Annotated in this window: 13 protein-coding genes, 1 other RNA gene and 2 pseudogenes; 13 read left to right on the top strand and 3 right to left on the bottom strand. The window is 66.9% G+C overall.

The window, feature by feature from the left end:
* The 3 genes from JCM9942_RS05530 to pepQ form a co-directional block, all read left to right on the top strand.
* A partial coding sequence (locus JCM9942_RS05530) for a DUF1631 family protein (protein WP_157722793.1) occupies nt 1–1,304 on the top strand: 1,304 nt, incomplete at its 5' end.
* Nucleotides 1,301–1,648: a PilZ domain-containing protein gene (locus JCM9942_RS05525; protein ID WP_054658244.1), complete on the top strand. Its 348-nt coding sequence runs from the start codon at nt 1,301–1,303 to the stop codon at nt 1,646–1,648. The genes JCM9942_RS05530 and JCM9942_RS05525, both read left to right, overlap by 4 nt.
* A gap of 83 nt (nt 1,649–1,731) precedes the next feature.
* Complete coding sequence (pepQ, locus tag JCM9942_RS05520; RefSeq protein ID WP_054658242.1) at nt 1,732–3,066, top strand: Xaa-Pro dipeptidase; 1,335 nt, start codon at nt 1,732–1,734, stop codon at nt 3,064–3,066.
* 67 nt (nt 3,067–3,133) lie between these two features.
* Here pepQ and JCM9942_RS05515 read toward each other — a convergent pair.
* Both JCM9942_RS05515 and JCM9942_RS05510 read right to left on the bottom strand, forming a co-directional pair.
* Nucleotides 3,134–4,458: pseudogene (locus tag JCM9942_RS05515) on the bottom strand (aminopeptidase P N-terminal domain-containing protein).
* Between the two features lie 8 nt (nt 4,459–4,466).
* Nucleotides 4,467–5,012, bottom strand: a complete 546-nt coding sequence (locus JCM9942_RS05510) for a YecA/YgfB family protein (protein ID WP_054658240.1) — start codon at nt 5,010–5,012, stop codon at nt 4,467–4,469.
* A gap of 125 nt (nt 5,013–5,137) precedes the next feature.
* On the opposite strand from JCM9942_RS05510, the gene JCM9942_RS05505 reads away from it, so the two are divergent.
* From JCM9942_RS05505 to JCM9942_RS05475, 8 genes are all read left to right on the top strand, one after another.
* Nucleotides 5,138–5,359, top strand: a complete 222-nt coding sequence (locus tag JCM9942_RS05505) for a TIGR02449 family protein (protein WP_054658238.1) — start codon at nt 5,138–5,140, stop codon at nt 5,357–5,359.
* Nucleotides 5,356–5,655 carry a cell division protein ZapA gene (locus tag JCM9942_RS05500; protein ID WP_054658236.1) on the top strand — a complete coding sequence of 100 codons (300 nt, stop codon included), beginning with the start codon at nt 5,356–5,358 and terminating at the stop codon, nt 5,653–5,655. The genes JCM9942_RS05505 and JCM9942_RS05500 overlap by 4 nt, the downstream gene beginning before the upstream one ends.
* 84 nt (nt 5,656–5,739) lie before the next feature.
* Nucleotides 5,740–5,924, top strand: a non-coding RNA gene (gene ssrS, locus JCM9942_RS18130) — 6S RNA.
* Nucleotides 5,925–6,018: 94 nt separating this feature from the next.
* Nucleotides 6,019–6,606, top strand: a complete 588-nt coding sequence (locus tag JCM9942_RS05495) for a 5-formyltetrahydrofolate cyclo-ligase (protein WP_054658234.1) — start codon at nt 6,019–6,021, stop codon at nt 6,604–6,606.
* Entirely contained in the window at nt 6,603–7,085 is a 483-nt protein-coding gene (locus JCM9942_RS05490; RefSeq protein WP_054658232.1) for an EVE domain-containing protein, read from the top strand. Before JCM9942_RS05495 ends, JCM9942_RS05490 begins: the two co-directional genes overlap by 4 nt.
* Nucleotides 7,086–7,196: 111 nt before the next feature.
* Nucleotides 7,197–7,844: a ribose-5-phosphate isomerase RpiA gene (gene rpiA, locus JCM9942_RS05485; protein ID WP_054658230.1), complete on the top strand. Its 648-nt coding sequence runs from the start codon at nt 7,197–7,199 to the stop codon at nt 7,842–7,844.
* Between the two features lie 84 nt (nt 7,845–7,928).
* The gene (locus JCM9942_RS05480; protein ID WP_054658228.1) at nt 7,929–8,381 is read left to right on the top strand and encodes a DUF192 domain-containing protein; all 453 of its coding nucleotides are present in this window, start codon (nt 7,929–7,931) and stop codon (nt 8,379–8,381) included.
* Between the two features lie 66 nt (nt 8,382–8,447).
* Complete coding sequence (locus JCM9942_RS05475) at nt 8,448–9,296, top strand: SirB1 family protein (RefSeq protein WP_054658226.1); 849 nt, start codon at nt 8,448–8,450, stop codon at nt 9,294–9,296.
* A 98-nt stretch (nt 9,297–9,394) separates the two neighbouring features.
* Here the strand turns inward: JCM9942_RS05475 and JCM9942_RS05470 are convergent, their stop codons facing one another.
* A complete protein-coding gene (locus JCM9942_RS05470) occupies nt 9,395–9,586 on the bottom strand; it encodes a rubredoxin (RefSeq protein ID WP_054658224.1) in 192 nt (63 codons plus the stop codon).
* 69 nt (nt 9,587–9,655) lie between these two features.
* Here JCM9942_RS05470 and thiE point away from each other — a divergent pair.
* Together thiE and hemL are read left to right on the top strand one after the other, a co-directional pair.
* A pseudogene (gene thiE / locus JCM9942_RS05465) lies at nt 9,656–10,275 on the top strand (thiamine phosphate synthase).
* Nucleotides 10,276–10,310: 35 nt separating this feature from the next.
* Nucleotides 10,311–11,264 (top strand): glutamate-1-semialdehyde 2,1-aminomutase (gene hemL / locus JCM9942_RS05460; RefSeq protein ID WP_054658222.1); only part of this gene is annotated, 954 nt, incomplete at its 3' end.

Raw genomic sequence — 11,264 nt, 5'->3', positions numbered from 1 at the left:
CCGTGATGGAGGTGCTCGGCCGCCTGCAGGCGCAGGCCGCCTCGCCAGGCACGCGGCGCAGCATTGGCGACATCCGCAATGCGCTGCTCGGTCAGATCAAGGCCGACCACGGACCAGCGGCCTCACTCGCCCCACAGGATGCCGACACCCTCGACCTGCTGGGGATGCTGTACACGCAGATCCAGCGCGAAGTCCGCACCGAAGGCGCGGCCGCGGACCTGCTGACCCAGCTGCAGGTACCGGTGGTGCGGGCGGCGATCCACGACGAGGCGTTCTTCGTCCGTGACCAGCACCCCGCGCGCGAGCTGCTCAACGCGGTGGCCGAATCCGGCGCCACCTGGCTGGGCGATGACGATGGCGATCCGGTGCTGCTGCAGAAGCTCGGTGAGGCGGTCAACAAGGTCGTCACCGACTACGACGGCAACGAAGCCGTCTTCACCGAGGCCAACCAGCAGATCCAGAACCACCTGCGGACGGCCGCCCGCAAGGCCGAAGTCACCGAGCGCCGGCATGTGGAGGCGGCACGCGGCAAGGAGCGGCTGGAGGCTGCCAAGCAGCTGGCCACGCGTACCATCGACCAGCAATGTCGCAACGGCGCGGCGCCCAAATTCGTGCAGACCCTGCTGCGCCAGGCCTGGGCCGACGTATTGACCCTGACCCTGCTGCGCCAGGGCGACAACTCCGAGGAATGGCAACAGCGCCAGGTCGCCACCGCCCGCATCAGCGAAGTCACCGCCAGCCCCGCTGGCGGCGAGCCGGACGTGGTGCTGGGCAAGCAGATCGAAGAATCACTGCTGCAGGTCGGCTACCACCGCGACGAGGCTGGCGCGATCGCCCGGCGCCTGTCCACCCCGGGCGGGGAAGACGACACCACCTCCAAGACCGAGCTCAGCGCCAAACTCAAAGCCCGCGCCCGTCTGGGTGAGGGCAGCGAGCGCGACGAAGAAGAAGATCCGCGCCGCAAGCCGGTAGCCAACCGCAGCCCGGAAGAGGAAACGCATTACCGGCAGTTGCGCACGATGCCGTTCGGCACGTGGTTCGAATTCACCGTCAACCAGCAGGGTGATTCGCAGCGCCAGCGCCTGTCCTGGTACAGCCTGATCACCGACAACGTACTGTTCGTCAATCAGCGCGGGCAGAAGGTGGCCGAGCATTCGCTCGACGCCCTCGCCCGGCTGATGGCCAAGGGCCAGGTGCAGGTGGTCACCGAAGACCGCGGCCGCCTGATCGACCGCGCCTGGCAGGCAACCCTGCGCACGTTGCGCTCACTTGCCGGCGGCAGTTCCGCTGCGGAGTCCGCATGATCACCAACACCCGGCGGGCGCCGCGCCTGCAGATTCCAGCACTGATCCCGGTCTGGGACCGGATGACCGACAGCGTGATCGGCCGCCTGAGCAACGTGTCCGAAACCGGCATGCTGGTCATCGCCTCCGAACCCCTGCTGGAAGATGCCCTGTACCAGCTGCAGTTCCCCATTCCCGACGGCCGGGGCGGCGAGATCGACATCGACGTCGGCGTGCATCTGCTGTGGCGTACCCCGGCCCACACCCCGAACCACTGCTGGGCCGGCTTCCGTTTCCTGACCCTGGACAGACCCCACCGCGAACAGCTGGCGCGGTGGATCGAGGGCAACCTTCCTGCGGACTGACTGCCGAAAACGGCACAGCAGCTCGCGCGTGATTGCGGCAGAATCGTAGGCCTGTATTCCGCACCGTCGAGCGAGCCACCGCGATGAAACAGCAAGATCCAGGCGTCCTGTATTCCCACCATCTGGGCGAGCTCTCCCGCCGCGCCGATGCGGCGCTGGCACGCGGCGGTTTCGATCACCTGGTCATTCCCAGCGGTACCCTGCACTACCAGGCCTTCGACGACCGCGATTACCCGTACGCGGTCAACCCGCAGTTCAAGGCCTGGCTGCCGCTGACCCGGCTGCCCAACAGCTGGCTGATCCACACCCCCGGGAAACGCCCGACGCTGGTGTTCTATCAGCCGTTCGACTATTGGCACGCGGTTCCGGCCGCACCCAGCGGCTGGTGGGTGGAGCATTTCGATATCCACATCATCCGCAAGCCGGACCAGGCGCTGGCCTTGCTGCCCGGGGACCCGGCGCGCTGCGCCATTGTCGGTGAGCCGCAGAGCGCGCTGGGCAACTTCGTACCGAACAATCCGGAAGCGGTGATCAACCATCTGGACTGGCACCGCGGCTACAAGACCCCCTATGAAATCGCACTGATGCGCCAGGCGCAGGTGCTGGGCGTGCGTGGCCATCGTGCCGCCGAGGCCGCGTTCCGGGCCGGTGCCAGCGAGTTCGAGATCCACATGGCCTACTGCCAAGCGGTCGGCCAGGACGCCAACGACCTGCCCTACGGCAACATCATCGCGCTCAACGAACATGCCGCGGTGCTGCACTACACCGACCTGGGCCGCAGCGCACCGCAGCCGCTGCGCAGCTTCCTGATCGACGCCGGCGCTTCGGCCTGCGGCTATGCCAGCGATATCACCCGTACCTACGCGGCCGCCGGCCACGGTGAATTCCAGGCGCTGGTCGATGCGGTGGACGCGGCGCAGATCAAGATGTGCGAAGCGGTCCGCGCCGGCTTCGACTACAAGCAGCTGCATATCGATGCCCACCTGTCGCTGATGGGCATCCTCAAGGACTTCGGTGTGATCACCGTATCGCCGGAGGCTGCGCTGGCCACCGGGGTGAGCGCGGCATTCTTCCCGCACGGCATCGGCCACCTGATCGGTGCGCAGGTGCACGATGTGGCCGGCTTCGCCGCCGGCGAGCACGGCGGCCGGATCGAACGCCCGGCAGGACATCCCTACCTGCGTCTGACCCGCGTGCTGGAACCGGGCATGGTGGTGACCATCGAGCCGGGCCTGTACTTCATCGACATGCTGCTGGAAGAAGTGAAGAAAGCCGGCAACGCCGCCAGCATCAACTGGGGGCGCGTGGATTTCTTCCGTCCCTACGGCGGCGTCCGTATCGAAGACGAAGTGCTGTGTACCGAAGGCCAGGCCGACAACCTCACCCGTCCGGCATTTGCCGCCGCAGCCACGGACTGACCGGCCCGGGCCATGCAACAGAAAAGGGCGCCGATCGGCGCCCTTTTCCTTTTTCCGGCACTCGGACTCAGCGCGCCGCCATGAACGCCTCGATCTCCTCGGCACTGCGCTCCAGCGCGCCGGTGAGCACGCGATGGCCGTCACCGGTGATCAGCACATCGTCCTCGATGCGGATACCGATGCCGCGCCAGCGCGCCTCCACGCTGCGATCGTCGCTGGCAATGTAGAGCCCGGGCTCGATGGTGAACACCATGCCCGGCTCCAGCAGGCGCGACTCGCCAGCCACCCGGTAATCGCCCACGTCGTGCACATCCAGCCCCAGCCAGTGCCCGGTCTTGTGCCGGTAGAAGCGCTGGTAGTGGCGTTCGATGAGGTTCTCTTCCAGATCCCCTTTCAGCAGCCCCAGCCGCAGCAGGCCCTCGGTCAATACCTCAACCGCGGCCAGGTGCCCCTCCTCGTAGGCGATACCCGGCTGCGCCTGCTCCAGCGCGGCGGTCTGCGCCGCCAGTACCAGATCATGCAGCGCGCGCTGCTCGGGGCTGAAGCGGCCATTGAGCGGGAAAGTGCGGGTGATGTCGCTGGCATAGCGTGGTATTCGGCGCCGGCATCGATCAGCACCAGGTCGCCGTCACGACTGCCGCTGCTGTTGTCACGGTAATGCAGCACACAGGCGTTGCCGCCGGCGCCGACGATGCTGCTGTAGGCCGGACAGGCGCCATGCGCGCGGAACTCGCGCTCCAGCTCGGCCTGCAACTCGTACTCGTGGATACCCGCGCGCGCCGCCCGCATGGCCGCGCGATGGCCACGCACGCTGATGTCCGCCGCCATCTGCATCAACGCGATTTCATCGGCCGACTTGTACAGCCGCTGCTCGTGCAGCAGGTGACCCAGCTCCAGGAACTCGTGCGGCGGCTGCGCACCGTGCCGGACCTGCGAGCGCACCCGGTTGACCCAGCCGATCAGCTTCAGATCGAAGTCCGCATCACGACCGAAGTGGTAGTACACCCGCGAACGCCCTTCCAGCAGACCGGGCAGGATCTCATCCAGGTCATCGATCGGATACGCGTCATCCATGCCGTAGCGCGCCACTGCGCCCTCCTGGCCCTCGCGCGGACCATCCCAGGCCTCGCGGTCCGGGTCGCGCTCGCGGCAGAACAGGATCGTCTCGCCGTGGCGCCTGCCCGGAATCAGCACCAGCACCGACTCCGGCTCCTGGAAACCGCACAGGTACCAGAAATCCGAATCCTGACGGTACGGATGGAACGTGTCGTGGCTGCGCACCCGTTCCGGCGCGGCAGGCAATACCAGAATGGCGTCATCGCCGGCCGCCTCCATCAACTGGCGACGGCGGCGGGCGTACTCGGCGGGGGTGATCCCGGAAAGTCGCTTCATGCCGCAGCTCAGTTCAGACGCTGGCGGTGACGCGACCCCATCACGCAGTCGCCATGCAGCAGCAGCGCGGCCACGCGCACGAACTCCTCGATTTCCGCCAGCGCGTCCTCGTCTTCCTCACCGGCATCGAATTCGTCACTGGACGCCTGGGCCAGTTTGGCCAGATCCTGCAGCGCCTCTTCCCCCTCCTCGCTCAGCGCCGGGCGCTTGCCCGAGGCCAGACCGAAACCGCCCAGGAAGGCGCGGCACCACTCGAACAGCGCATCGGTACGCGCCTGCAGCGGCGCAGCGGTATCGGCCAGCACCAGTTCGAAGGCGAAATCCCGGTCTTCCAGCTGCGCCACCGTGGCCAACCGCAGCTGATCGAGCACGCTGTCCGGCTCGGGCACCGGCAAGCTGGCATCGGCCAGCACCTGGCCTAGCCACGCCGGCAGATCGGCCCCGCCGGCGGCCAGCCAGCCGCACAGCCCTCCGTGCAGTTCGGCAGGAGAGGCGCCCAGACCCAGACTCTGGCTGGCTTTGAGGATGTCGTTGACGGCAGGAAGTTCGGTCATGTCACAGGTCTGGAAAACGGATGGGGCCACGTCGCGGCAAACAACGACAGCGGCCGCACAGTGTACCAACCGCACCCCCATCACCACCTTGACCGCCCCTCACCGGCATGCCTATCGTGCACGCCATGGATTCCTTCGACCCCGCTGCCCAGTTGCAGGCCCTTGCCGTCCGCATCGAACTGCTGTTCGAGCGCAACCAGCGGCTGGCCGATGAGAATCGCAGCCTGCGCCAGCAGCAGGAACAGCTGATGACCGAACGCTCGCAGCTGTTGGCCAAGAACGAACAGGCGCGCTCGCGCGTGGAAGCGATGATCACCCGCCTCAAGTCGCTGGAGCAGCACACGTGAGCCAGAACGAACCGGTCAGTGTCCGTATTCTCGATCGCGACTACACCGTCGGCGTGGAACCGGGCGAGCGCGACAGCCTCACCGCCGCCGCGCATATGCTCGATGCGCGGATGCGCGAGATCCGCGGCAGCAACCGCATGGCCGCGGTGGATCGCGTGGCGGTGCTGGCCGCATTGAATCTGGCGCATGAAATGCAGCTGATGCGCGACGAGCTGGCCAAACAGCAGCAGCGTTTCCAGAGCACGTTGAATGATCTGAACCGTCGTCTGGACACCGCCATCGACAACGCGCGTTGATCCAGCTGAGCGGCTCAGGCAGCTGAATCCGCGACGGCTGGAAAAGGCTGCATTTGCGCCCGCAACCTCGCTATACTGGCCCTGCGTTCTCTGCCGTGAACGACGGCGTGTGCAAACATTCGCCTTGTCCCTTAATTACGACCACGGGGGCGCGACGGCGCCGGGTGTGCAAGTCCGCCTTGTAGCGGGAAGCCCGATGGTTCCCCAGCGTTCCCACTTGAACCCCGGGTTCAAGGTCGTTTCGCACGCATCGTCATGGCGGAGAATGCAATATTCCGCGGGAGCGGCATCTTCGGGTGCCGTTCCCGCTTTTCGTTGTGCCGCCCGCAACACATTTCCACTCCGCAACGGTCCCCGCCTGTCATGACAGAGCTTCGCCAGAAGCTGCGCCAGCAACTGCGCCAGCATCGCCGCGATATTCCCGCCGCCATGCGCATCGCCGCCGCCGAACGTCTGGCCGCGCGCCTGCTGTCCCTTCCATTCGCCGATGTCAGCGGCCCGGTGGCCGGCTACTGGGCAATGGATGGCGAGATCGCGCTGCACCGCTGGCAGATGCAGCTGCCAGCCCAACAGACCTATTGCCTGCCGGTGCTGCATGGCAAGCTGCTGCGCTTCGCGCCGTGGCGGCCGGGGCAGCCGCTGGTCAGCAACCGTTACGGCATTCCCGAACCGGATGTAGACCCGGCGCAGGCGCTGCCGCCGGAAGAGATGGCGCTGGTGGTGGCGCCGCTGGTCGGCTTCGACGACACGGGCCGGCGGCTGGGCATGGGGGGCGGCTGGTATGATCGCAGCTTCGCATTCCGGCAGCGCCAGGCCGCGCCGCCGTGGCTGGTGGGTGTGGGGTTTTCCGCCCAGCAGGTGCCGTCATTGCCGGTCGAGGACTGGGATGTGGCGGTGGATGCCATCTGTACCGAGCAGGCCACTCTCTACCCGGAACCGTTGAACGCATGACCGCCCGCAAGCGCTACTGGCTGATGAAGTCCGAACCGGACGCCTTTTCCATCGACGACCTGCAGCGCGTGGGCACCGAGCCGTGGAATGGCGTGCGCAACTACCAGGCGCGCAACTTCATGCGCGATGGCATGAAGGTCGGCGACGGCATCCTGTTCTACCACTCCAACACCAAGGTACCGGGCATCGTCGGCATCGCCACGGTGGCCAGCGAGGCCTACCCGGATGACACCCAGTTCGATCCCGAATCCGACTACTGCGACCCCAAGAGCACGCGCGAGCAGCCGCGCTGGATGCTGGTCGATGTCGCGTTCGAGCGCAAACTGGCGCAGGTGATCGCGCTGGACGAGATCAAGCTGCATGCCGAGGAACTGGGCGAAGGTTTTCCGCTGACCGCCAAGGGCAATCGCCTGTCGGTGTTCCCGGTCACCGCCGCACAGTGGAAGCTGCTGCTGTCGCTGGAAAAGAAGCCGGCCTGACATCCCATTGCCCGTAGGAGCGACGTCAGTCGCGATGGGACTTTCCCGGCAAAGCGCCGGTCGCGCCTGCCATCGCTCCTACCCTCCCTTTCCCCATCCACCGAGCCCACCATGTCCGAAGCCAAGCGCCTGGCCGCCGAAAAAGCCATTGAATACGTCGAAAAGGGAATGATCGTCGGAGTCGGCACCGGCTCCACCGTCGCCTATTTCATCGAGGCGCTGGCGCGCATCAAGGACCAGATCGAAGGTGCAGTCTCCAGCTCCGAGCAGAGCACCGCGCTGCTCAAGGGCCACGGCATCGAGGTGCTGGACCTGAACCACACCGGCGGTCTGTCGCTGTACGTGGACGGCGCCGACGAGTGCGACGGCAACAAGAACCTGATCAAGGGCGGTGGGGCCGCGCTGACCCGCGAGAAGATCATCGCCGAGGCCAGCAAGCAGTTCGTCTGCATCATCGACCCGAGCAAGCAGGTCAAGGTGCTGGGCAAGTTCCCGCTGCCGGTGGAAGTCATTCCGATGGCGCGCAGCCTGGTCGCCCGCGAAATCCTGGCGCTGACCGGCGGCCAGCCGGTGTGGCGCGATGGCGTGGTCACCGACAATGGCAACCTGATCCTGGACGTGCACAACCTGTCCATCACCGACCCGGTGAAGCTGGAACAGCAGCTCAACCAGATTCCCGGCGTGGTCACCGTCGGCCTGTTCGCACGGCGTCCGGCCGATGTGGTGATCATCGGCGGTGAACCGCCCCAGGTGCTGTAAGCCTGCCCACTGCCTCTGACGGCATGCAGTCGCGTGCCGTCCCGCCGCCCCACCGACTCCTCATCCCCTTCCCGGTCCCTGCCCATGTGCCTGTTACGTCTATTGCTCGCCAGCTCCCTGCTCGCTCTTGCCAGTTGCGCCAGCGCCGGAGGCACGCACTGGGTGGAGCTGGCCGGGGCCCGCTACCAGGTGGAAGTGGCCCAGGACGATGAAAGCCGCGCACGCGGGCTGATGTTCCGTGACCAGATGGATGCCGATCACGGCATGCTGTTCATCCATGACCGCGAGGAACCACAGGCGTACTGGATGAAGAACACCAAGCTGGCGCTGGACATCCTGTACTTCGACAGCGCGCGCCGGCTTGTCAGCCAGCAGCGCGATGTGCCGCCGTGCTCGGCCGGCAACGCCTGCCCGCCGTATCCAAGCTTCAAGCCGGCCCGCTACGTGCTCGAACTCAACGCCGGGCAGGCGGCCAGGCTGAAACTGGAAGACGGTGCCGAGCTGACCTTCGGTCCCGGCATCGTCCAGCCCGATTGAACCACCGCTGCATGGAAGACGGCACCACGCTTGAACCGGCGGCGCTTTGTCGCCAGTCTTGCAGCCATGTCTGAACCCCGTATCACCCTGCCGCAGTGGGACGAGCTTGCCAATCTGGGCGATGAGCTACTGCCCCTGCTGCCGACCGCGCTGCTGATCGCGCTCGACGAATACCCGCAGCTCGATGCTGCCCGGTACGACCGCATGTTGCAGGCCCATGCAGACCATCTGCACACGGAAGTGGGCGCAATCAGCGAGTGGCCGCTGAAAGTGGCGGCGATCAACCACCACCTGTTCAACGAGCTGGGCTACAGCGGCAACCACGACGAGTACTACGATCCGCGCAACAGCTATCTCAACGAGGTGGTCGCGCGCCGGCTGGGCAATCCGATCTCGCTGGCGCTGGTGCAGATCGACGTCTCGCGGCGGCTGGGCTTGCCTCTGCAAGGCATTTCCTTCCCCGGGCACTTCCTGGTGCGGCTGCCGGTGGAAGAAGGTGTGCTGATCATGGATCCCTTCAATGGCGGCCGGCCATTGAGCGTGGAGGAGCTGCGTGAGCGCGCCCGCGCCAACCTGGGCGGGGAAGTCCCGGACGATCAGGTGCTGGCGCAGATTCTGGACCCGGCACCGCACCGCGCCATATTGATGCGGATGCTGCGCAACCTGCATGGCGTGTATGTGGAGCGCCAAGAGTGGGACCGCGCCGCGCGCAGTGCCGACCGCATCCTGAAACTGGCACCGCAACAGGCCGATGCGGTCCGCGACCGCGGCCTCGCCTACCTGCAGCTGGAACACCTGGCCGGCGCCCGCACCGATCTGGCGCGCTATCTGAAGATGGAACCCGAGGCCGGCGATGCGGCCGCGATCCGCGAACGTCTGATCGATATCGGCGGCGAACGTCCGCGGCTGCACTGAAGCCACGCCGGCGGCCCGACGCAGCTGCAGCCACGCCAGGCAAGTGGGGTGGCGATCAGGCCTGGCGCATACTGCCGCCTACCGCAGGTGCCGGCCGTTCAGTCCAGCTCGACCATCTCGAAGTCGTCCTTGGTCACGCCACAATCCGGACAGGTCCAGGTATCGGGCACCTCGTCCCAGCGCGTGCCCGGCGCGATGCCCTCTTCCGGCAAGCCGTCCGCCTCGCGGTAGATGAAACCGCAGACGATACACATCCAGTCGCGCAGGGTGGAGGCCGTGGCATCGGACATCGGGGATAATCGCCGCATAGAGAAACGGCGTTGATTGTCACATTCCCTTCGCCGTACCGGTAGCCATCCATGACCCAGCTTGCCGACGCCCGTGGCGTCTACCTGATCACCCCCGACGAAACCGACAGCACGCGTCTGCTGGAGCGGGTCCGCCCGCTGCTGGCCGGCATCACCTGGCTGCAGTACCGCAACAAGGCCGTCGATGCCCCTTCCCGCCTGGCCCAGGCCACTGCGCTGCAGGCGCTGTGCGCGGCCGCCGGCGTACCGCTGATCATCAACGACGATGCCGCATTGGCCGCCCGGGTAGCGCCGCCGGCGTGCATCTGGGCGAGGACGACGGTGACATCGCCGCCGCCCGGACGATGCTTGGCCCGCAGGCGATCATCGGCGCCTCCTGCTATGACGAACTGGCACGGGCCGAGCGCGCGGTGGCGGCCGGCGCCAACTACGTCGCCTTCGGCGCCTTTTTCCCCAGCCGCAGCAAGCTGACCCCGCGCCGGGCAACGCCGGAACTGCTGCGACAAAGCGCCGCACTGGGCGTACCGCGGGTGGCCATTGGCGGTTTGACGCCGGACAATGCACCGCCCGTGGTGGACGCCGGCGCCGACCTGATCGCGGTCATCAGCGGTGTGTTCGCCGAACCCGATCCGCTGGACGCACTGCAGGCCTACCGCCGCTGCTTTGCCTGATGGCAACCGCTTTTACCGTTCCCAGGAGTTCCCAGATGAACCACGCCCAATCCCACGCCCTGTTCGCGCGCGCGCAGACGCTGCTGCCCGGCGGCGTCAACTCGCCGGTGCGCGCGTTCAAGTCGGTCGGCGGCGAGCCGTTCTTCGTGCAGCGCGCCGATGGCCCGTACCTGTACGACGTCGACAACAACCGCTACATCGACTACGTCGGCTCCTGGGGCCCGATGATCGTCGGCCACAACCATCCGGCGGTGCGTGAAGCGGTGCAGCAGGCGATCGGCAACGGCCTGTCGTTCGGTGCCCCGTGCGCGGCCGAGGTGACCATGGCCGAGACCATCACCGCGCTGGTGCCCTCCTGCGAGATGGTGCGCATGGTCAACTCCGGCACCGAGGCCACGCTGTCGGCGATCCGTCTGGCCCGTGGCGCCACCGGGCGGATGAAGATCGTCAAGTTCGAGGGCTGCTACCACGGCCACGGCGACTCGTTCCTGGTCAAGGCCGGCAGCGGCATGCTGACCCTGGGCGTGCCAACCTCGCCGGGCGTGCCGGCCGGCCTGTCCGAGCTGACCCTGACCCTGCCCTACAACGACTTCGATGCCGCCACGGCGCTGTTCGAGCAGCAGGGCAGCGAGATTGCCGGGCTGATCATCGAGCCGGTGGTCGGCAACGCCAACTGCATCCCGCCGCGTGAGGGCTACCTGCAGCATCTGCGGGCGCTGTGCACGCAGTACGGCGCGCTGCTGATCTTCGACGAGGTGATGACCGGCTTCCGCGTCGCCCTGGGCGGTGCGCAGGCGCATTACGGCATCACCCCGGACCTGACCACCTTCGGCAAGATCATCGGCGGCGGCATGCCGGTGGGCGCCTACGGTGGCCGTGCCGAACTGATGAACCAGATCGCCCCGGCCGGCCCGATCTACCAGGCCGGCACCCTCTCCGGCAACCCGGTGGCGATGGCCGCCGGCCTGGCGATGCTGGAGCTGGTCAGT

Origin of the sequence: Stenotrophomonas pictorum JCM 9942, from assembly GCF_001310775.1 — a bacterium.
Taxonomy (GTDB): domain Bacteria; phylum Pseudomonadota; class Gammaproteobacteria; order Xanthomonadales; family Xanthomonadaceae; genus Stenotrophomonas; species Stenotrophomonas pictorum.
Note: the sequence above shows the minus strand (reverse complement) of the source record. Positions and strands in the feature narration are given on the sequence as shown.